At 55.0% G+C, this 22,095-nt stretch carries 17 protein-coding genes; 10 read left to right on the plus strand and 7 right to left on the minus strand.

Going from position 1 to position 22,095, the window contains the following annotated elements:
- Positions 1-342 precede the first annotated feature (342 nt).
- Positions 343-3,105, plus strand: coding sequence for an SMC family ATPase (locus tag RHH81_RS11710; protein WP_310743085.1), 2,763 nt, complete (start codon positions 343-345; stop codon positions 3,103-3,105).
- On the opposite strand, the gene RHH81_RS11715 is transcribed toward RHH81_RS11710, so the two are convergent.
- Positions 3,102-3,239, minus strand: coding sequence for a hypothetical protein (locus RHH81_RS11715; protein WP_024125599.1), 138 nt, complete (start codon positions 3,237-3,239; stop codon positions 3,102-3,104). The genes RHH81_RS11710 and RHH81_RS11715 overlap by 4 nt on opposite strands.
- Positions 3,240-3,554: 315 nt before the next feature.
- Between RHH81_RS11715 and RHH81_RS11720 the strand changes: the two genes are divergently transcribed.
- Both RHH81_RS11720 and RHH81_RS11725 read left to right on the plus strand, forming a co-directional pair.
- A complete protein-coding gene (locus RHH81_RS11720; RefSeq protein WP_310438568.1) occupies positions 3,555-4,295 on the plus strand; it encodes an FHA domain-containing protein in 741 nt (246 codons plus the stop codon).
- Between the two features lie 207 nt (positions 4,296-4,502).
- Positions 4,503-4,829, plus strand: a complete 327-nt coding sequence (locus RHH81_RS11725) for a 2Fe-2S iron-sulfur cluster-binding protein (protein WP_206200323.1) — start codon at positions 4,503-4,505, stop codon at positions 4,827-4,829.
- Positions 4,830-4,961: 132 nt separating this feature from the next.
- Here the strand turns inward: RHH81_RS11725 and glmS are convergent, their stop codons facing one another.
- Positions 4,962-6,842, minus strand: coding sequence for a glutamine--fructose-6-phosphate transaminase (isomerizing) (gene glmS / locus RHH81_RS11730; RefSeq protein WP_302678373.1), 1,881 nt, complete (start codon positions 6,840-6,842; stop codon positions 4,962-4,964).
- Between the two features lie 39 nt (positions 6,843-6,881).
- On the minus strand, positions 6,882-7,187 hold the full coding sequence (locus RHH81_RS11735) for a hypothetical protein (protein WP_206200325.1): 306 nt from the start codon (positions 7,185-7,187) through the stop codon (positions 6,882-6,884).
- 347 nt (positions 7,188-7,534) lie between these two features.
- On the opposite strand from RHH81_RS11735, the gene RHH81_RS11740 reads away from it, so the two are divergent.
- Positions 7,535-9,028: a UDP-N-acetylmuramoyl-L-alanyl-D-glutamate--2,6-diaminopimelate ligase gene (locus RHH81_RS11740; RefSeq protein WP_310743086.1), complete on the plus strand. Its 1,494-nt coding sequence runs from the start codon at positions 7,535-7,537 to the stop codon at positions 9,026-9,028.
- Between the two features lie 41 nt (positions 9,029-9,069).
- Complete coding sequence (locus RHH81_RS11745; protein ID WP_310743087.1) at positions 9,070-10,542, plus strand: helicase C-terminal domain-containing protein; 1,473 nt, start codon at positions 9,070-9,072, stop codon at positions 10,540-10,542.
- Here RHH81_RS11745 and larE read toward each other — a convergent pair.
- Entirely contained in the window at positions 10,514-11,326 is an 813-nt protein-coding gene (gene larE / locus RHH81_RS11750; protein ID WP_206201702.1) for an ATP-dependent sacrificial sulfur transferase LarE, read from the minus strand. The two genes, RHH81_RS11745 and larE, sit on opposite strands and share 29 nt — an antisense overlap.
- Positions 11,327-11,479: 153 nt before the next feature.
- Between larE and psb30 the strand changes: the two genes are divergently transcribed.
- Positions 11,480-11,620 carry a photosystem II reaction center protein Ycf12/Psb30 gene (psb30, locus tag RHH81_RS11755; RefSeq protein ID WP_149819710.1) on the plus strand — a complete coding sequence of 47 codons (141 nt, stop codon included), beginning with the start codon at positions 11,480-11,482 and terminating at the stop codon, positions 11,618-11,620.
- 19 nt (positions 11,621-11,639) lie between these two features.
- On the opposite strand, the gene recJ is transcribed toward psb30, so the two are convergent.
- The gene (gene recJ, locus RHH81_RS11760; RefSeq protein WP_310743088.1) at positions 11,640-13,928 is read right to left on the minus strand and encodes a single-stranded-DNA-specific exonuclease RecJ; all 2,289 of its coding nucleotides are present in this window, start codon (positions 13,926-13,928) and stop codon (positions 11,640-11,642) included.
- A gap of 136 nt (positions 13,929-14,064) precedes the next feature.
- Here recJ and RHH81_RS11765 point away from each other — a divergent pair, with 136 nt between their 5' ends.
- Positions 14,065-15,654, plus strand: coding sequence for an iron uptake porin (locus RHH81_RS11765; RefSeq protein WP_206200328.1), 1,590 nt, complete (start codon positions 14,065-14,067; stop codon positions 15,652-15,654).
- On the opposite strand, the gene RHH81_RS11770 is transcribed toward RHH81_RS11765, so the two are convergent.
- Entirely contained in the window at positions 15,651-16,595 is a 945-nt protein-coding gene (locus tag RHH81_RS11770) for a GTP-binding protein (protein ID WP_206200329.1), read from the minus strand. The genes RHH81_RS11765 and RHH81_RS11770 overlap by 4 nt on opposite strands.
- A gap of 109 nt (positions 16,596-16,704) precedes the next feature.
- Here RHH81_RS11770 and RHH81_RS11775 point away from each other — a divergent pair, with 109 nt between their 5' ends.
- On the plus strand, positions 16,705-17,445 hold the full coding sequence (locus tag RHH81_RS11775) for a DUF561 domain-containing protein (RefSeq protein ID WP_206200330.1): 741 nt from the start codon (positions 16,705-16,707) through the stop codon (positions 17,443-17,445).
- Positions 17,423-18,427 (plus strand): RsmB/NOP family class I SAM-dependent RNA methyltransferase, encoded by a 1,005-nt coding sequence (locus RHH81_RS11780; protein ID WP_310743089.1) that lies wholly within the window; start codon positions 17,423-17,425, stop codon positions 18,425-18,427. The genes RHH81_RS11775 and RHH81_RS11780 overlap by 23 nt, the downstream gene beginning before the upstream one ends.
- Here RHH81_RS11780 and RHH81_RS11785 read toward each other — a convergent pair.
- Positions 18,331-19,458: a hypothetical protein gene (locus tag RHH81_RS11785; RefSeq protein ID WP_310743090.1), complete on the minus strand. Its 1,128-nt coding sequence runs from the start codon at positions 19,456-19,458 to the stop codon at positions 18,331-18,333. The two genes, RHH81_RS11780 and RHH81_RS11785, sit on opposite strands and share 97 nt — an antisense overlap.
- Before the next feature lie 38 nt (positions 19,459-19,496).
- Here RHH81_RS11785 and glgP point away from each other — a divergent pair, with 38 nt between their 5' ends.
- Positions 19,497-22,088, plus strand: a complete 2,592-nt coding sequence (gene glgP, locus RHH81_RS11790; protein WP_310743091.1) for an alpha-glucan family phosphorylase — start codon at positions 19,497-19,499, stop codon at positions 22,086-22,088.
- The last annotated feature ends 7 nt before the right edge of the window (positions 22,089-22,095 follow it).

Consider the following 22,095-nt stretch of genomic DNA (forward strand, 5'->3'; position numbering starts at 1 on the left):
AAATACACTTGATAGAGTAGGCATTTCCCCAAGCGTAGGATGCCTAGCGTCAGGAGCATCGAGTGCGGAGACCAAGCTTGCCGAGAAACAAGGGTATTACTATAGATCCAGCCTAGGGAAAGTCACTGGCTAATGGCAACTTTTTCAAAAAGACTTAAGACCAAGTAAACTTTTGTAAAAGTATGGATTGTTTTATCAATGCAGAACACCTGCCGACAAGCAATATTCTTCAGGAACTTCACACTTGGCTGAGCGAGGGTAGCTAGCTTCTGGTCTCTCACTTGTTGTTTGATATGGGTTGATCAACGTTCTATCAACTGCCCTAGCCTTTGGAGACAGACGGTGGAAATTCAGCGACTAACCCTAAAAAATTTTAAGACCCACCGCGATCGCACGTTTGAGTTTCTGCCCGGTGTGAATGTCATCTGTGGCGAGAATGGTGCGGGCAAAACCAGTATTTTTGAAGCCATTGCTTGGGTTCTCTTTGATGCCACCTCGGGCTATGGCAGTGGCTTTAATAAGGCGATTATTCGCAAGGGTGCTAAACGCGCCGAAGCCACAGTTCAGTTTATCTCGGCAGCAGATGGTCGCTCCTATGTGGTACGGCGCAATACGCAAATGGGGTACGCGATTTATGACCCCCAAGTGGGAGACCTCGGTCTTTCGTTGCGTGAAGATGTGCAGGTGTGGTTGCAGGAGCACCTTGGTATCCGCAGTGCCTTTCCGCTTCGGGATCTCTTTGAGCAGATCATTGGCATTCCCCAAGGGATGATCACGGCGGATTTTCTCAAGCCACCCGCCCAGCGGCGGCAAGTTTTTGAACCGATTTTGCAAGTCAGTGACTATCGCCAAGCCTTTGACAATGCCCTTGCCCTCGTGAATTTTTCCCAAGAGCGGGTGGTGTCCCTAGAGCGGCAGTTGGCTGTGCAAAAGCAGGAACTGGCCACGCGATCGCAATATGAACAACAGGCAACCGCCTTGGCAGCGGAGCTAGAGCGCGATCGCCAGCAGTGCGAGGAATTACACCAACAATGTCAGGCCTTAGCCACCGAAAAACAGCAATACGAAGCTGCCGTTGAAACGCTGAACCGTCTTGCGCAAACCTGTCAGCGCCTCGAAGCCCAACTGCGTCAGCAGGAGGAACTCTGTCGCGATCGCCAGCGCCAGTTGGCCGCAGCTCGCAATAGCCAAGCCCAGTGCCAGCAACTGCAATCCGACTATGATCGCTATCGGCAGCAAGAGAGCCGCTACCAAGAACTTGAGCAGCAACTACGGGGACGAGCTGCCCTTGAGCAGAACATTCGCAAGCTAGAGCAGCAGCAACAAAAGCTGGCCACCCAATTAGCTAGTATTGAAAGCCAACGCCAAGCGATCGCCACCATTGCTAGTCAACTTGCTGCCCTTGAACCCCAAATTGCTGCTGCCGACGCCCTCGATGCCGAAATTGCCCCCCTTGAGGCGCGCTACCAGCAAGCCCAGCAGGCGGATCAAGAACTGCGCCACCTCAAGCAACAAGCGGCAACGTTGCAAGCCCGCCTTGAGGAAATGGCGCAACAGGTGCAAGCCCTAGAGCAACAGCGTCCCATAGCCGCCACCTTGAGCGCTAAACAGGCAGAACGGGAGCGACTCCAAGCCCAACTCAGCCACGCCACCGCCGCCCATGCCTTTGCTGCTACCCTCGATCCCATTCTCAAGAGAGCGCAAACCCAAGCCACGGAAACGGATCCCCTTGTAGCGGCGGCGATCGCCGAACTCACTGCCGCTCAGCAATTTGCTCTAGTTCGCCCTGCCATTGAACAGGGGCTAACGGCACTCCAACAGCTGCAGGAGAACTACCGTTGGCTTTTGGATCAACTCACGGCACTGCGACAAACCCTCACAGATCCTGCCGCTATTCCTGCCCTCAACCAAACGTTAAAACAGTTAGAAACTGACATTGCCCGTGCTGCCGCCGCAGAACGATCCCTCTTGCAAGCCCAAGCCCTTGAGGAGGAACGCAGCCGTTTGGCAGCAGAGCTTAAGCAGTTGAGCGATCGCCAGCAAACCGTAGAACCCCTAAGCAAAGAACTCACTGATTTAGAACGCCGCTTGAACGAGTTACGGGAAGAACGCGCCAACCTTGGCCAACCCCATGCCCAGCGCCAACTGTTACTGGAGCAGCAGGCAGCAGCCCCCCAACTGGAAGCCGACTACGCACGTTTGGGTACCGAACAGGCCACCCTACAAGCTCGCCTCACCCCCCTTTATGAGGAACGCCAACACTATGCCACCCTTGAGGAACAGCGGCAACAGCTTAGCGATGAGCTAGCTAGACTACGTCCCAGCTATGATACCTATCTCCAACACCAGCAGCAGGCCGCCCAAGTAGAAAGCTATGAAGCGGCCCTGAAAACAGCTATGCAAGCCGCCCATGATTTAAAAGCTGCCCTTGCCAAAGCCCAAGCAGAGTACGACGCCCAAGAGCAGCGGGTGGATTTAGCCGCTCTGGAAGCCGTGCGCGATCGCTACGAAAACCTACACCGCGAGTATCAACGGCTCCTTGGTGCGATTCCTGAAAAAGAAAAGCAGTACCAAAGCTGCCTTGCCACCCTCAAGCATCTTGATGAAGTCGCCACCGAACAGGAAAAGACACTGCAAAAGCTCGTAGCGGCACAAAAACACCACTCTCTGATTGAGACGGCTCGCGAGATTTTCAAAAAGAGTGGCCCCCGCGTTAGTGAAGCCTATCTGCACACCGTTTCCAGCGAAGCCGATCGCCTGCTGCGCGAACTTCTCAACCGTCCCGATGTGGCGCTCCAGTGGACATCGGACTATGAGATTCAGGTGAATGAAGGCGGCTACTGGCGACCCTTCAAAAGCCTCTCCGGCGGTGAGCAAATGTGTGCGGCTCTTGCGGTGCGCTTAGCCCTGCTGCGGGTACTGGTCAACACCGACATTGCCTTCTTTGATGAACCGACCACCAATATGGATCAGGTGCGCCGCCAACAACTGGCCGAGAGCCTAAGCAATCTCAGAAGTTTTCATCAACTTTTTGTGATTAGCCACGATGCAACCTTTGAAGCCCTCACCGAGCACACGATCCATCTGGAGCGATCGCTCCCTTAGGCGTAGGCCGTGTGGAGTGCCCACCAAATGAGTGCCGCAATAAAGCCAAGAATCAAAACGGCAGAAATCGCGATCATCGCTGGGCTGTCGGCACCATCAAACTTCATAATGCCGCGATTAAAATCCGTGGCCATAGGAATAAACTCCAAGCACCATTGAATCCACAGTAACCAAATTAATTTTAGGCTGCTCTTCTGGCAGCGGGGTTAAGGATAACGATTTATTACAATTTATAGCGCTCTCTAAAAACCCTCTTAAATGTGATCAATATCACAGCCATCTCAAGTGAGACAGGCAAAGGTAGAAGTAAGCACATAGCCTAGATTAGGTGTTGAAGTGTCACGTTTTGTAACGTTGCTCCTGCCCTAACTCAAGATGAAGGGGGGAGGATTCAGATTTGCAGAGGGGATGATTTCTTGAGGGCTGTTGAAATACGGGGGATAGAGGTAATGAATAGCCTGCAACAGGAACGTCACGTTTTAATTTTGAATACCGTGGGTGGCCGGCGGGCGATCGCCCTTGAGGCAGCGGCCTACTCCCTTGGGCGCGATGAGAGTAATGCCATTGTTATTGACTTTGAAACGGTTTCTCGCCAGCACGCTATTCTCCTGCGGGTACCTGTCCCCGGTACCACCAGCTACCGCTATCGTTTGGTGGATGGCAATGCCAATGGTAAACCGAGCACCAACGGCACTTTTGTCAATGGCAAGCGCATCAGTAGCCATGAATTGCAGCACGGCGATGTGATTCTCTTTGGTCGTAAAGCCAAGGCTTCCTATCTCATGCTCTCGATGGCGGATACCGAGTTCAGCCAATATCTGCAATCCATTGCCTTCCAAAGCATTAAATCCGATCTGCGGGGTGCCAAGGAAACCCTTGTGGGTATGGAGCTAAGTGGCGAACTGCGGCGAACCCCGAGCCGTGAATTGGTGGCAGCGGCAGCCACGCAGTTACATCCTGAAGCCGAATCCGCAAAAGAGACCTTGGCCAGTGAGAGCGACAGGGAGCCGCAGGGGAACAACAAAGAAACCGTCCATGAAAAAGAGAGCCAAGGCTCAAAAACCAGCCTCGTGGGTCTAGGGGCGATCGCCCTTGTGGTTGTTGCCATTATCGCAGGAGCCGTCTGGCGATCGGGCTTCTCCCCCAGTCAACCGCAGGGTACACCACCTGCCACTCAAAACCGCAACTAGCTCAACCCAGATCCTGCATTGCTTTGATAAATAGTTTCAAAGTATAAACAATTCCGTATAACAGTCGTTCCCCTGAGTGCCTTTGCTAAAATGAAAGCAATATGGAATGCGTTCTACAACTGCCTGTGGGGTTGCGATCGCTCTAAAGTCATGAGTTAAGCGGACAAACAGACAGACATTTCAAAAGCCAGTTTTAGGAGAGCTTAAATGACAAAGCGGGATCATAGCAAAGTTTATAGTGTCACACTGGTCAATGAAGCAAGAGGCTTGAATAAAACCATTCGTGTTCATGCCGACGAGTATATTCTTGATGCTGCCGAAGCCCAGGGCATTGCTTTGCCCTACTCCTGCCGCGCCGGTGCCTGCGTCAACTGTGCTGGTCGGATCATCAAAGGGACGGTGGATCAGTCGGATCACTCCTTTTTAAAGCCCAAGGAGTTGGATGCTGGATTTGTGCTGCTGTGTGCGGCCTATCCCACATCCGATTGCGTGATCTCAACCCACGAAGAAGATAACTTACTGAACTTGACTTAATCTTCTTTTAGTTAATTTCGTCATTATTATCGCTCAAAAATTAAGTACCCCCTAGGAGCAGAACCACAAGTTTTTCTATGTGGTCTTTTATCTTTTATTAGTTATTGGCATTGCCGTCGGTGTAATACAAGGTTATTCAACGGTTACTGACTTGGCGAGGTTGCGGGGTTGATCGACATCTAAGCCACGGCGGGCAGCAATGTGATACGCCAACAGTTGCAGGGGGATCACCGTCAGGATGGGGGAGAGAAGCTCATCGACCTCGGGTACAGGTAAAAGGTTATCGAAGGTGTGCTGGGCTTCGACCCCGTCGAGGGGGGTGACACCAATGAGGCGGGCATCGCGGGCACGGGCTTCTTGGGCATTGGAGAGGACTTTCTCAAAGACACTGCCGGGCATGGCGATCGTGACCACCGGTACTTTGGCATCGAGGAGGGCGATCGGGCCATGTTTCATCTCACCCGCAGGATACCCCTCGGCATGGATATAGCTAATTTCCTTGAGTTTGAGGGCACCTTCGAGGGCAATGGGAAAGTTGATGCCGCGTCCCAAAAAGATAAAGTCTTGGGTCTCGGAAAAGTCATGGGAGAGAGCTTCAATATAGCGTTCTTGGCTTTCTAAAATTTGCTCCATCTGGGCAGGCAATTGGCGCAAGCCAGTGACGAGTTCCGCCAAGCGGGAGCGATCGCAAGACTGCCGCTGCCATGTCAATTCTAGGGTCAGCAGATAGAAGGCCATCAACTGGGCAACGAATGTTTTTGTGGCGGCTACGCCAATTTCAATACCGGCACGGGTATCAATAATGTGGGGCACCAGATGCCCAAGACTACTTTCTGGGCGATTGGTAATCCCCAGCAAACGAGGTTGGAGAGCGCCCGCGAGTCCTTGGCGGCGTTTTAGCTCCATCTCTAGAGCGGCAAGGGTATCGGCTGTTTCCCCAGACTGGGTGACACCAATGGTCAGGGTATGGGGTAGCAGGGGCGGCGGCGCGTAGCGAAACTCTGAGGCATATTGCACACTGGTGGGAATCTGGGCGATTTGCTCAAGAAGATATTTGCCCACAAGGCTGGCGTGCCAACTGGTGCCACAGGCAACAATTTGAATGTGCTGCAGATTTTCGAGGAGGCTGGGGTCTAGGTGCAATTGCACCGGGCTAAAGGAACTGTTCTCATCCCAATCGGCTCGCAAATAGTCCTCTAAACAGGTGCGCACCACCCCCGGCTGCTCATAGATTTCCTTGAGCATGTAGTGCTTAAAGCCCTGCTTTTCCACCATGACGGGGTTCCAGTTGAGGGTGCGAGGGGTTTTGCGTAGGCGATGTCCCGCAAAGTCATAGACTTCAACCCCTGTGGGCGTCAACCGAGCCAGTTCGCCATTTTCCAGCGGCAATACAGCACGGGTATAGGGAATGATCGCTGGGGTATCGGAGGCGCAGAAGAATTCCCCTTGGCCAAAACCAATCACAAGAGGAGCTTGCTGCCGGGCCACGATCAATTCATCGGGATAATCTGCACAGATAACGGCGATCGCAAACGCCCCTTCCAATTGATGCACAGCTTGACGCACCGCTTCTAGGAGGCCATTGGCGGTGGGGGTCTCAGGCAACGCTTCGGCAATCAGGTGGGGAATGACTTCTGTATCGGTTTCGGAGCGGAAAATGTGCCCCCGCGCTTGGAGTTGCTCCCGCAGTTCACGGTAGTTTTCAATGATGCCATTTTGCACCACGGCTAGGCGATCGCGGCTGTCGCGATGGGGGTGGGCATTGTGTTCCTCTGGTTTACCGTGGGTCGCCCAACGGGTGTGGCCAATGCCAACATGGGCAACAATGTCGAGCTGTTCAACTTTTTCGGCTAAGTTGTGGAGTTTGCCCTTGGCGCGGACACAGAGGAGTTCGCCCTCATTGAGTGTGGCAATGCCAGCGGAATCATAGCCCCGATATTCCAGCTTTTGCAGCCCCTGAAGCAGGACTTGGGTTGCTCGCTGTGGGCCAATATAACCAACAATGCCACACATAATTGATAGACCTCGTAAGCTGAGAGAAACAGGAGTGCTCTAACGACGGCTGGCAAATTGCGGCAGTTCCACCTGTGACCGTTTGAGGGGGAGTCGCGAACGGGAGGCAAAGCGTTCTTTGGTGAATTCGGCTTGCCACGGTTGAATGCCAATGGGTTGAATCGAACGCGGATGGGAAACTGCTGGCATGGTGATCGCGTCTAAGGGTTTCGAGGCGGTTCTGGAGGGAACCTGAACGCGGTAAACTGTCCTGTGCCAAGAGGTTTCAATCTGGCGGCGAGAATTGGCGATCGCTTGCCATTCTTGATCATCCATGTTCCACTCTGTTTTGTGCCACTCACTCATCACCCAACACCCACACCTTAATGACATGTTATTATTCGGATTTTTATGAACTAGATTATCGGAATTTTAACAAAAGGCAAGCTTTGGGCAAAAATTGTCACAGGATGCTAGGGGGACAGCCTGTAACTCCCGTCACCTGCTGTGTTGAGCAATTACGCCAATCCGCTAGGGTTCATGCGCTTTCAGTGCAACTCAAGACACTTCACAAACTGGTACGTGCCTAGGCTTCATCTCCTCTCGTAGAATTCCTCATCCATACAGTGGGGTCGTTCATTTCCGTATCTTTCACCGGCGAGTGCCGTAGTGCCACAATACCCTAAACGGCCTATCACTGGAGATGCACAGCCATGAACCTACGGGAACTCCTAACGGCGGCAGAGATTACGCCGAGTTTTGAGCATCCTGCCCTCGATCAAGAGGTGAAGTCCCTGAGTACGAATTCTTGGGAGTGTCAGCGTGGCTCGTTGTTTATTGGCATGCCTGGCACGCGGGTGAATGGGGGCAATTTTTGGCCAAGTGCCTTGGCAGCGGGGGCGATCGCGGCTGTGGTGTCTCCGCAAGCCAAACCCCGTGAGGGAGATGCCTGTGTGATTGTGGCGCCCGATATTGAGCGTGCCTGTGGTCGGCTCGCGGCTGCTTTTTATCATTACCCCAGCCAGCATCTCAGCCTGCTAGGGGTTACGGGTACCAACGGCAAAACAACCACCACCCACTTGGTGGAACATCTCCTCAACAGTGTGGGCTATCCAACGGCACTCTTGGGAACGCTCTACAGTCGCTGGCCGGGACACTGTGAGATTGCCAGTCATACCACGCCCTTTGCGGTGACTCTTCAGGAACAATTAGCGGCAGCAGTCGCAGCGGGCTGTCGGTTTGGGGTGATGGAGGTGAGTTCCCATGCCTTGGCGCAGGATCGGGTGTGGGGCTGTCAGTTTGAGGTGGCGGCTTTTACCAACTTGACCCAAGATCATCTGGATTATCACCGCGATCTGGAGGACTATTTTGCCGCTAAGACCAAGCTCTTTACTGCTGACTATCTCAAGGGTCGAGCAATTCTCAATGGCGATGATCCCTTTGGCCAGCGACTGGCTCAACAGTTGCCGCGCGATCGCTACTGGACCTATGGCCTCAGCGAGAATGCTGATTTTCGGGCTGAGCATCTCACCTATCGTGTCAATGGCGTGACGGGCACGGTTCATACCCCTATCGGTAGCGGCACCCTAGACTCGCCGTTGGTGGGACAGTTTAATGTGGCCAATGTGCTGGCCGCGATCGCCATGGGGGCAGCGGTAGGACTCCCCCTAGAATCGATGCTGAAGGCGATTCGTGATTTTGCGGGGGTACCGGGGCGGATGGAGCAGGTGCGCATTAGCCCAGACCAAGAGATTACGGTTCTTGTGGATTATGCCCATACCCCCGATAGCCTTGAGAACTTGTTAAAAGCTGCCCGTCCCTTTATTCCCGGTAAGCTAATCTGTGTCTTTGGCTGTGGGGGCGATCGCGATCGTACCAAGCGTCCCCAGATGGGAGCCATTGCCGCTCGCCTTGCGGATCAAGTGGTGGTGACATCCGATAACCCGCGCACCGAGGATCCCCGCCGCATTCTTGATGACATCCTTGCTGGTATCCCACCGCAAACGCCGCTGATCGTTGAGGCCGATCGCCGTCAAGCGATTCTGCAAGCCATTCTGAGGGCAGCGCCGGGTGATGGCGTGATCATTGCTGGCAAAGGTCATGAGGACTACCAAATTCTGGGCACTGAAAAAGTCCACTTCGACGATCGCGAGGAAGCCCGTACTGCCCTCGAACAGCGACGCAAACAACAACTGAATCAAGGCTAACGTGCCACAATAGGGGATTGTTGTTCCACAGCGAGCAGATTGTGATTGAGGCAGAGGTTCACCGCCAATTACGGGCATTTTTACGCAGCAGTGGCGATCGCCGGTGGCCTCACCATCTCACCTTGGCGCGGCTGGTTGCCCGTGCCCTACGGCTGCAGCGGGGGTGTTTACTTCAAGTCACTCAGCGGGCAGTGTTGCACCATCGCTATGGCCTGAGTTATCTGCTGCCGCTGCTGTTGTATCCTGAACCGGCCCTGCTCGTCGTCCCCCAAGAGCGACTGACACGACTACTGCACCAAGAAATTCCTGAACTCCTCACCTTCCTTGCGGTTGCGAAACCGATTCAGCATAGCCCGTACCCGCAGCCAGCCTTTGAGGGGGTGCTTGTAATGAGCCTCGAGGACTGGTGTCGCCACGCCACCGCCCATCCCAACGTTGTCACGATCATTGATGGCATTGAAGCCTTACCCCAAATTGCCCAGCAGCAGATGACCTGCACCATTACCACCAGCGATTGGGAGCACCTGAAACTCGCGATTCCCAGCGCTGTTGGTGCGATTCGCCAAGTCTATGCCCAGTTGGTGCAGCACCTCTTTCAGCGGCCTCAGAATCCCTACGGCGACTATCTGCTCACCCCTACAGAACAGCAACCGCTCCTTGAACTCCTGCATCAATGGCCGCAGGCGCTGCCTCCCCAATGGTCGCAATTGCGGGACTACCTCAACCGCAGTGACACGGTGATTTGGGGACGGCGCCACCCCACGGTGGGGTACTTCAGCCTCCAAGGACACCCCCTCAGTTTCCGCGCCTATTTTAAGGAGCTTTGGTCGCAAGCGCCTTTTGTCCTCATCGGCAGCGGCCCCGATACAGACTCCCCTCTAGCCTATGTGCAGCAGGAACTAGGGATTCCGCCCCAAACGACGATTAAATTTGCCAGCGATCGCCACAGTGAAGCGATTACCCTTGCGATCTCCGAAGACTTACCTCTCCCCAACACCCCGGAATTTGCCCCAGCCGTCCTGCGGCGTCTCTACGATCTTATTGGCACGATTGGCCATCGGCGGGCGGTGATCCTTGTGAGTGATGTGCCGCTGCGGGAACAGTTGGCCACCCAATTGGCTGCCCTCTACGGTTCACGGGTACAGGTGGAGACGCCAACCCTTGATACGAACACGATTTTAGTGACGGGGGAAGCCTTTTGGCTGCGTCATGGGGCGCAGTTGCCTTGCCCGGCGCTGTTTGTCTTGACCACACTGCCCTTGCCCTCGCCGGAAAAAGCGGTGGTAAGTGCCCGCATTGAATGGCACAAGCAGCAAAAACAGGATTGGTTTCGCCAGTATCTCTTGCCAGAGTGCTTGACGATATTGGATCGCGCCCTTGCCCCTGTGCGTCAGGATGAAACGCTGGTGGCGATTTTGGATCGGCGGCTCACGGAGCGCAGCTATGGCCGGGAAATTCTCCAGAGTCTCAGTCCCTACAACCGCGTTAGCGATCGCGCCCAATCACCGCGTTGAGTTTGCCACTGCGAAAGCCCTCCAGATCCAAGGTGACATAGGTAAAGCCAAGGGACTGAAAGTGGTTCACCAGCTTCTCCAGATCCATCATCGTCACAAAGTGGGCAATCTGCGCTTGGGGCACCTCAATGCGCGCCGTATCGCCATGACTGCGGACGCGGCACAGTTCCCAGCCCTGCTTGCGCAGGTAGTATTCGGCATGGCCCACCCGTTGCAGCTTGGCAAGGGTAATTTCCTCACCGTAGGGAAAGCGCGAACTCAGGCAGGGTTGAGCAGGTTTATTCCACCACGGCAGACCCAAGGATTTGGCAATTTCGCGCACCTCTAGCTTGGTAATCCCCACCTCGGCAAGGGGCGATCGCACCCCCCGCTCTTTGGCCGCAGCAATGCCGGGGCGATAGTCTTGGAGGTCATCAGCATTTACACCATCGAGAATGTAGTCATAGCCCCACGCCTGTGCCAGTTCCCGCAGGCGATCGTGGAGTTCACTTTTGCAGAAATAACAGCGATTCACCGGGTTCGTGGCGTAGTTGGGATTGTCCAGTTCATGGGTTTCAATGAGTTCATGGCGAATGCCGATGGCCGCCGCCTGAATGCGGGCATCCTCTAGATCCGCTGGAAAGAGCGAGGGGGACACCGCCGTGACTGCCACCGCGCGATCGCCCAAGACATCCTGAGCAACTTTGGCCACAAGCGTACTATCAATGCCGCCAGAGTAGGCAATCAAGGCTTGATCGAGTTCGCCAATGAGATCCCGTAAGGCCGCTAGTTTGTCCACGCCCATCACCGACCAATGTTCCGAGAATTCTGCTCCTACAGTGTAGCTTAGGGATAGACGCAGCAAGCTCAAGCGCCCATTAAGCAAATGCTGCGAGTGCTCCCCCCTGCTCTACAATAAAATCACGAACTGATAACCGCTGATTGCTCGGGAGAACCTATGGGAATTTTCAATGGCATTATTGAGTTTCTTAGCAATATCAACTTTGAAGTGATTGCCCAACTGACCATGATTGCCATGATTGGCATTGCAGGGCCGGCAATTATCTTCCTACTGGCTGTGCGGCGCGGCAATTTGTAGGCCATTGTTTTGCCAAGAATTAGGAAGTCTCCCACCTTTGCGCTAGCCGTGCCAAATCCTTAGCTTGCAGCTGATACCAGCGTTGCAATCGTGTTAGTTCTGCGGTAATGCTCAGGGTGGGAGCAAATCCTTCACAGCCATAGCCCAAATGGCGCAGGATCGCTACAAGCGTACAGGGAGCAATCCAATAGGTTTGACTCAAGGCTAAAAGATTCACCTTAGTCTGTTCTTTGAGGTCATTTTGAATTGAGAGGATGAGGGTTGTCAGCGGAGCGATCGCCGGTCGTTGGCACCCTACATAGACCATTTCTGGTTGGGCAATGGCCAAGAGCCAACGCAAGTGGGTGGCAGAGGGCGGCAGTGACCAGAGAATGAGGGTGCGACAGCGATCGCGGGGGCGATCGTAGTGAATGGCTGCTGTGGTTAAGTTCGGGGGAACCTCAGGGCGGCCATAGCCATAGAGCAAGACATTGTCCCGCAACTGCGGCAGGAGCGTTGTCAAAGGCGGTAGGGGTTGCCAATGGGGAAGCGGGTGACTGGGCGGATTAGGGACGTACCACGCCAGTGAGGGTTTGACGCCCTTGAGTTCCAGTTCCAACTGGGTTTCGCCATTCCAAGTGTGGGCTGTGAGGTGATAGGCAATATCGACCGTGGTGGGCAACGGAAAAAATTGTCCCCAGCGCCAAGCCTTAGCGGTCATCTGCCGCCCATTCTGCTCTAGGGTGAGTTGCAGATGTTCCCGCTGCTGACCCATGGGTGCTTGTTCGAGAATCTTGACCCCGCGACTACAGAAAATTGGCTGCGGATTCTCACTGCCAAAGGGTTGCAGTTGCTCCACTTGGGCGTAAAAGTCCCACGTCAGCTGCTCAAAGGAGACTTCGGCGTCAAGGGTAACAAGGGGACGCAGATCCTCTGGTTTGAGACAGGTTTGGGCAAAGGCTCGCAGGCGATCGCGCCAAGTCGCTAAATGCTCTGCCCGTAGGCTAAACCCCCCGGCTGCCCTATGACCGCCATATTTCAAGAGCAGATCCTTGGTCGCTTCAAGGGCCTCAAAGACATGGAATTCGGGAATACTGCGAATTGAGCCGCGAATGGTTGTCTCATCTTCATAGGTGCCAATAAACACCGGTACGCCGTAGCGCTCCACGAGCCGCGAGGCAACAATGCCAATGACCCCATGGTGCCAGTCGGGCTGGACGATCACTAAGACCCACTCCTGTTGGGGATCAAAGCCCGTCTCTTCAAGGTGGGCGATCGCCTGTCTCTCAATCTCAGCACAGAGTTCCTGACGGCGACGGTTGGTTTCCTCACACAGGGCTGCCAGTTCCTGAGCACGCTGCGGATCCTCGGTGGTCAGCAGGTCAATCACCACTTGGGGATCACCAATGCGGCCAATGGCATTGATGCGTGGTCCCAGCCGAAACCCTACCGCTGTGGGCTTGAGGGCGGTATTCTGGGCTGGCAAACAACCCGCCATCTGCATCAGCGCTTGCACCCCCACAAGAGAAGAGGTGGGAATTGTTTGTAACCCCTGCTTGACCCAGCGGCGATTCACCCCCATCAAGGGCGCCAAATCCGCGATCGTGCCAAGGGTACACAGTTCCCGCAAAGGCCGCACCAGTTCGCGCCAGTTGCCCAGTCGCTGTGCTAGGGACAGAGCAAGGATATAGGCCATCCCCACCCCAGCGAGGGTATGGTAAGGGGATGTTGGCGGCACCAGTTTCGGATTGAGAATGGCATGGGCAGGGGGCAGTTGCTCCGGCACATCGTGGTGATCCGTCACGATCACCGTCAGTTCCAGTTCCCGTGCCTTGAGAATGGGCTGGTGGGCAGCAATGCCGTTGTCCACGGTGAGAATCAGTTTCACACCGCGCTCGTAGCAGTCTTGAACAATCCGCTCATTAATGCCGTAGCCTTCCTGCATGCGGGAGGGAATTTCATAGTCAATGTCAGCTCCCAAATGGCGCAGCGCACGCAATAGAAGGGCAGTGCTGGTCATGCCATCAGCATCGTAATCGCCACAAATGGTCATTTTGTCACCGCGGGCGATCGCCTGCTGCAGGAGTTCCACTGCCAGATCAAGGTCGGGAAAGACCGTTTGCGGTGGCGGTAGCGCTAGAGTTTCCGGCTCGAGAAAGGCCTGTACCGCTTCTGGAGTCGTCAGACCCCGCCGCAGATAAATTTCCGCTAGTGATGCGGGGCAACCCAAGGCCTGCCTCAAGGCGTCACAAGACTCGAGATCAATGGGTGGCAAGAGCCAACGTTGCTGGGGAAGGGCACCCATAATGCGGCGGGGGGAGATAGGCAAAGCGATAACCCCAATGCTAACTTGAGCGTGGCTTCGGTTGACAGACCGAAAAAATAGAATAATAATCGTTACCATTCTCATTTAGCCTTGGTGAATTCCCGAGGCCGTGTCTTGGTGTGAGGTAAGGAGGTCAGTGATGGAAAAATCCCTAACAACGGTTATGGTGGCTGCCATTCACCTTGCACTACTCAGTCCAGCTGCTGTTGCTGAACCTAGGATGCCCGCTCCCGCCAGCATCGGACAGGTGACCTCTGTCTCCCAACTGTCTGACGTGCGCCCCACCGATTGGGCCTATCAAGCCCTTGCGTCCCTTGTGGAAAAGTACGGCTGTATTGCTGGCTATCCCGATGGCACCTTTCGGGGCAACCGTGCCCTGACGCGGTTTGAAATGGCGGCTGCTTTGAATGCCTGCTTGGATGTGATTAGCGATCGCTTTGCCACCAAGGAAGATTTAGCCACCTTGCAACGGCTTAGGGAGGAGTTTGCCGCCGAACTGGCCACCCTACGCGGACGGGTGGACAACCTCGAAGCCCGTACTGCTACTCTGGAGGCCACGCAATTTTCAACAACCACCAAGCTCTCTGTGGATGCCGTGATGGCCTTTCAAGCCGGTGGCAATACTCGCCAAGTCGTTGACCCCATCTCTGGGAATACGTTCACTGGGGGCAGCTACAATCCGACGGTGATTAGCAAGGTGGAGATTAACCTCAATACCAGTTTTCGCGGTACGGATTTACTGACCACGACCCTCGAAGTGGGTAACAACGGGTTAGATACGTTTGGGGCAACGGGGATTGGTACTGACGGCTTGATTGCCGGTGGCGCTGCCGATTACAGTGGCGTTGGCGCAAATGTGGAATTATCTCGACTGTTCTATAGCTTCAAGCCCACAAAAGATTTGACCATCGGCGTTGGGCCGCAATTTTATCCCAGTGATATTGTGGATACCAATAGCTACGCCAACGATTCTTTCACGGATTTTAGTTCCAATTTCTTTATCAACAACCCGCTGATTGTGCCCTACGCCGTCAATGATCCCGGTGGGGCGGGTGTCAGTATTGAATGGAATCCGGGAGGCGGATTCTTCACACTGCGCGGTGTTTATGTGGCCGCTGCAGCGGGAGCACCGACGGGTATCCCTACGGGAGGAGGTCTTTTTGGCGATCCCTATCAGGGAACCGTGGAACTGGAGTTTGCCCGTGCCTTTGGTGCCAATGAACGGAACAACTTTGCGGTGCGCCTGCAATATACCAACTCCTCAACCCTGAATATTTCCCAGAATGCCGGCGGTGTCAATGTGGAACTCACCCTCGGTAAGTTTGGCCTCTTTGGCCGCTATGCTTACTCCGATATGAAACTCTATGGCGATGGAGCAACGATTAATGGCTTGGGGCCATTTACTGTGGATCCGGGGGTCTTTGTCATTCCCGCTGGTGGCCAAGTGAAAACCACCGCGCAAACATGGATGGCGGGTTTGGCCTATCGGGACTTGTTGGCGGAAGGATCATTGCTAGCAGCGGCGGTGGGTCAGCCCTTTATTAACTCGTTGGCATCAGCACCCGGGATCAATGATGCTACCCAAACCAACTATGAACTCTTTTTCCGCTATCCCCTCAGCGACAATATCTCAATTACGCCTGTGTTTATGGCAATCACCAATGCCAACAATAGCGCCACCAATAGCCCCATTTTCCAAGGGTTGATCCGCACCACGTTTAGCTTCTAAATCAGACACGCCCTAAAGGCTTGGCGGAGCTGGTGCTCATCAAGGTTACGGCCAATAAAGATGAGTTCATTGCGCTGATGGCCAAGGGGGCGATCGAGGGGACGACCATCAAAGAGCATATGCACCCCCTGAAAAACAAAGGGCTGGGGCTGCTCCGCGAGGTGCAAAATCCCCTTCATGCGGAAAATATCGGGGCCTTGGGTTTGCAGCAACTGGCTCAGCCACGTTTGCAGCTTAGCGCCATCCAATTTGCCCTCAGCAACAATGGCCACAGAACCCACAGATTCATCGTGTTCATGGTGATCTTCGCCAAGAAAGTCTGGGTCGAGTTCGAGGGCCCGCTCAAGGTCAAAGCCCCCCACATCGAGGATGTGCTCCATGGGGATGGCGGCCTGCTGGGTGCAATACACTTTGGCCAAGGGGTTCATGGCATGAATGCGATCGCGCAACTGGGCGAGGTCTGCTTCGCTTACTAAGTCCGTTTTATTGAGCAAAATCACATCGGCAAAGGCAATTTGCTCTTGGGCTTCGTCCGCTTGCCAGTGGTAGTGAATGTGCTTGGCATCCACCACGGTAATCACGGCATCTAGGTGAGTTTGGCTGCGGATGTCCTCATCCATGAAGAAGGTTTGAATGACGGGTGCGGGATCGGCAAGCCCCGTGGTTTCAATAACAAGGTGATCAAACTTGTGCCGCCGCTTCATCAGGTTGCCAATGATACGGATCAAGTCGCCGCGCACCGTACAGCAAATGCAGCCATTATTCATCTCGAAAATTTCTTCATCGGTATTGACCACCAGTTGATGATCAATGCCCACTTCGCCAAACTCGTTGACAATCACAGCGACCTTCTTGCCGTGTTCGTGGGTGAGAATGCGATTGAGGAGTGTGGTTTTACCGGCACCCAAGTAGCCAGTGAGCACTGTAACGGGAACGGTCATAGGCTGGACAACAGCTAGAGACTCTTTGAGCCTATCAAATATCCGTTACAGTCGTTGTGAAAAGGGCTGTAGGATAAAAAAATGCACAACTACGGAAAGTTTCAAGTCTATGCTGCATCCGCGTTTAGCCGCTGCCTTTGAGCAGCGTTCTGTTCTCAAGATTATTAGTGGCCTCAACAATTTTGATCGCGATCGCGTGCGGGCGGTGGTGACTGCTGCCGATCAAGGGGGTGCCACTTTTGTGGATATTGCTGCCGATCCTGAGCTGGTGCGCCTTGCCAAGGAACTGACGACACTGCCGGTCTGTGTGTCTGCGGTGGAGCCATTACAACTGCTAAATGCCGTTGCTGCTGGTGCCGATCTGGTGGAAATCGGCAACTACGATAGCTTCTACGCCCAAGGGCGGGTGTTTAGCGCTGAGGAAGTGCTGGTATTGACGCGCCAAACTCGCGAGTTGCTGCCCCAAATCATGCTGTCGGTCACAGTGCCCCACACGCTACCCTTGGATCAACAGGTTGCCCTCGCTGAGGCCTTGGTGGCCGCCGGCGCCGATGTCATTCAAACCGAAGGGGGAACCAGTAGCCAACCCCACCACAGTGGCACGTTGGGTCTCATTGAAAAAGCAGCCCCGACATTGGCGGCAACCTACGAAATTTCCCGCGCCGTTGCGGTGCCGGTGCTGTGTGCTTCGGGGCTTTCGACAGTGACGATTCCCTTGGCGATCGCTGCTGGGGCTGCGGGTGTCGGGGTCGGCTCTGCCGTTAACCAACTCAATAGTGAAGTGGCCATGGTGGCCAGTGTGCGTGCCCTCGCCGAAGCAGTCAAAGGTGCCATCGCCCTCCACCGCTAAGCCTGTGGTGAAGCTCTCCCGATTGGCTGTGGCCTGTGCTAACCGTCTCTTTGAGACTGCCAGCGATCGGGAGCGTTTTTTAGAGGCTCTCACCACTCCCCCGCCCTACCCTGCCACGGTGCTGTGGTGTCGCGAGCCAGCGTCTCCCTTACCCTTTGAGCCATTGCCGCCACTTTCTTGGCAGCCCCCTTGGGTGAGTCGCTTTGCCCCCGGCAGCCGTACCGGTCAACACCCTCTCCATGAGGCCGGGGCTTATTATTGCTTGGATAGCTCATCGGTGTTTGCGGCGGTTCCGCTGCTGACGCTGCCCCAAGAGCCGTCATTGGTGATTGATGTGTGTGCGGCGCCCGGCGGCAAGAGCCTCTTTGCGTGGCGATCGCTGCAACCCCGCTACCTCATCTGTAATGAAACCATTGGCAAACGGGTGGGGATGCTGATTAGCAATCTCAAACGCTGTCGAGTGCATCCAGTGGGCGTCACCGCTTGGGATAGTGAAGTGCTGGCTGCTGAGTTCCAAGGCGCTGCTGATGTGGTGATTGTGGATGCTCCCTGCTCTGGGCAATCGCTGCTGGCCAAGGGGCAAAAAGCTGAAGGGTGTTTCCATCCATTGACGATTCGCCACAATCAACGGCGGCAAAAACGCATTCTCGCAACTGCAACAGCCTTGGTGCGCCCGGGGGGATGGTTGCTCTATAGCACCTGCACCTTTAGTCAGGATGAAAATGAGGATGTGGCGGCTTGGCTGATGGCAAGGCTTCCGCAGTGGGTTCCTCAACCTGTGGCGGCACTAGCGGCCTATCAATCCCATCTAGCAGCCTTTCCCTGCTATCGGCTGTGGCCCCACCAAGGGGAAGGAGCGGGCGCCTTTACGATCCTCTGGCAGCATCAGGGGTCTGGGGAAGCCAATCCTTTACCGCAATTGGCTGAAGGTTGCGCCTTGGGCGATCGCTGGCGCTGGCAATCGAATTCCCAACCGGCATAGGTAATGGCAGCAACGGCATTTTGATCTAAACACCGCCCGAAAATGCGACTACCGGCGATCGCGTCCTGACCCATTAAGGTAGCTCCCAGCAGTTGTCCTTGGCGGTTGATCACCACTTGACCCAAGCTCTGACCCTCGGAACTAAACTGCTGAATCTCCCACAGTTGAACGGGTTCCCTGAGGCGTTGCTGGGCTTGCCGCGCATTCCAACCGACGCGGGCAATGGGAACAGGTAGGGCAATCCACCACGGTTGACGGTAGTAATCAAGGGGCAGGGATTTTCGCTGTAAAATCTGGCGGGCGATCGCAAAGGCTTCAAAGTAGGTCAGGGAGGGCAAATGGTACCCCCGCTGCCAACCGCCACAGGCATAGACTTGGGGATGACTGGTGCGCCCCTGGGAATTGATCCGCAGCCACCCTTGAGCATCTCGCTGGAGGCGGTGCAGGTTCAAAGGAGTTGGATCGGGGGCTTTGCGCCTTCCCAGTGGGGGAACCCCTAGACCGAGGCCACTCAGGGCAGCATGCAGGCGATCGTTGAACCACGCATCTTCTGTGGCCACAAGCGGCAGACCTTGTCCATCGGCATCAGGGGCTTTGCCAGACCAGTGGTGCCAACAGGCCAGCTCAATCCTGCTGAGGGCGTCCATATCCTGAGCATCCATTGCCGCAGGCGCATCAAGGAGGAAATAGCCTCGCGCATAGAGGCGATCGCCCCCCACCTGAAAATGACAGCGGGGCTGCCAGACAAATTCCCCCGCCCCTGTGATCACATCGACCCCCACCAATTCCAAGACCCTAGGGGCATAGCGGCGCTGTCCGTGGCTGAGGTGGGCTTGAAAGTGCTGCCACTGCTGAGTATCCAATCTTTGAGGGGGAAACTGCGACAGCCACCAGCGTTGCCACTGCCATTGCCACTGCGCATCAGCGGCTGGGATCACTAGGCCAATCCGCCCCAAGGCCGCACACCGATAGGCAATGTCCAATGCCAAAGGACTCGCCGCCACAATCAGCAAATCATACTCAAAGCGCATAGGAAATTAAGATAGAAACGACGACACTGGCAGCTCCTATGAAGCCCATCCGCACGTTTAACGTTCGTCCTCACTTGCCGCAACGTTTGGAACCCCTGCGGGAACTGGCCTACAACCTCTACTGGACGTGGAACACGGAGGCGATCGCCCTCTTTCGCCGTCTCGACCCAGAACTGTGGGAGCAAACCAACCACAATCCCGTCGCCCTGTTGGGACGTATTCGCCAAGATCGCCTCTTGGATGCGGCGGCCGACAACGGCTTTTTGGCACAGATGGAGCGGGTGATCAGCCAATTTCAAGAATATGCCCAGCCTGTGCAGACGTGGTACCAGCAAACGCGCACGGACGCGCCTCCCGGCGAGTGTATTGCCTATTTTTCCCTTGAATTTGGCTTGACAGAGTGCCTGCCGATCTATTCTGGGGGGTTGGGGGTGTTGGCAGGGGATCACCTCAAATCTGCTAGTGACTTGGGACTCCCTTTGGTGGGGGTGGGGCTGCTCTATCAAAAGGGCTACTTTTCGCAGTACCTCAGTGCCGATGGCTGGCAGCAGGAACGCTATCCCAGCAATGATTTTTATACCCTGCCCCTGAAACTCGTCACGACTCCCCAAGGCCAAGAACTCCGCATCCGGGTTGATTACCCCAATCGGGACGTGCAAGCACGGATCTGGCAAGTTCAGGTGGGTCGGGTTCCCCTTTATCTTTTAGACACAAACCTGCCAGAAAACAGCGCCTACGATCAGCAGATCACCGATTACCTCTATGGCGGCGATATGGATCTGCGCATCCATCAGGAGATGCTCCTAGGCATTGGGGGAGTACGCCTGCTCCACAGCTTGGGGTTGCGGCCAACGGTCTATCACATGAATGAGGGGCACTCGGCCTTTTTGTCCCTAGAGCGGATTCGTCAACTGATCACCGAAGAGCAGCTTACCTACGATGAAGCCTTGCAGGTGGTCAAGGCCAGCCAACTCTTTACCACCCATACCCCCGTGCCTGCGGGGATTGATCTGTTTCCTGCCGATAAGGTGACGTACTATGTCGGCCACTATGCGGAGGCCTTTAACCTTTCGCAGCAGGAGTTTCTCTCCCTTGGCCGTGTGAATCCGGGGGCTTTTCAAGAACCCTTTAGTATGGCGAACCTAGCCATTCATACCGCCAGTTTTGTCAATGGGGTGAGCGCGCTCCACGGTGAAGTCTCCCGCCAGATGTTCCAAGGCCTGTGGCCCAATCTGCCGCCGACGGAGGTGCCGATTACCTCGATTACCAATGGCGTCCATGCTCGCAGTCGCGTTTCTGAACCATTGCAATACCTGCTGGATATTTACCTTGGGCCGCAGTGGTCTGATGCGCCCTTGGCGGATCCCCTCTGGTCGCGGGTCAGCAGTATTCCCGATGAGGAGTTGTGGCGTATCCATGAGATTTGCCGCTATCAGTTGGTGATGTTTGTGCGATCGCGCCTACAACGGATGCTTGAAGAGCAGGGCGCCTCTAGTGCTGAATTGACGCAAGCGGCAGAAGTGCTGGATCCGACCGCCTTGACTATTGGCTTTGCCCGTCGCTTTGCTACCTATAAACGCGCCACTCTCTTTTTGCGGGATGTGGAACGGCTGCGGCGAATTTTATTGGGATCAGTACCGGTGAAAACGGAGGTGAAGCAGCGGCGGCCGATTGTCCAGTTTGTGATTGCGGGCAAGGCGCACCCCAAGGATAACCCCGGCAAAGAACTGATTCAGGAAATTATTCACTTTACGCGCCAAGAGGGCATGGCCAACCACATTACCTTTATCCCGGATTACGATATGCACGTGGCAAAAATGATGGTGGCAGGCTGTGATGTTTGGCTGAATACCCCTTTGCGGCCTCAGGAGGCCTCCGGCACCAGCGGCATGAAGGCGGCCATGAATGGCTTACCCAATCTGAGTACCTTGGACGGTTGGTGGGACGAGGCGGACTATGTGAAAACGGGTTGGGCGATTGGCCACGGCGAAACCTATGACGATCGCCACTATCAAGATCTGGTGGAAGCCAATGCGCTCTATGAACGGTTGGAGCGGGATGTCATTCCCCTGTTTTACGATCGCGATGAAAATGGGGTGCCGCGCGGCTGGGTGCAAAAAATGAAGGCAGCCCTTGCTCTCAATACGCCTCAGTTTAACACCGCGCGAATGGTGCGCGAGTATGCCCATCGGGGCTATTTCCCCGCCAGCGATCGCTACTTTACTCTCAAGGAAAATAACTATGCTGCAGCCAAGGAACTGGCACGCTGGAAAGCCCATATCTTTGAACACTGGTACTCAATTCAGATCATCAGTGTTGAAACCTCGGCTGAGCACAACCTCGAAGTCAATGAAATAGTTGAAGTCAAAGCTGTGATTGCCCTCGGTGCGCTCTCCCCCAATGACGTACAGGTGATTTTGTTCCAAGGGCGGGTGAATGACGCCGGTACCCTAGAGGAGGCTTGTCCTACCCTGATGACGTTTGTGGGTACCACCCCTGAAGGCTATAGCCTGTACACCGCCGAGATGAGCTACGACACGAGTGGCCACCAAGGCATTGCCCTCCAACTGCTACCGCGCCACGTCTATCTGAGTCATCCCTATGAAATGGGACTGGTCTTGTGGGCTTAGGAGAGAA

The sequence above is a fragment of the Thermosynechococcus sp. PKX95 genome (genome assembly GCF_031583295.1).
Taxonomy (GTDB): domain Bacteria; phylum Cyanobacteriota; class Cyanobacteriia; order Thermosynechococcales; family Thermosynechococcaceae; genus Thermosynechococcus.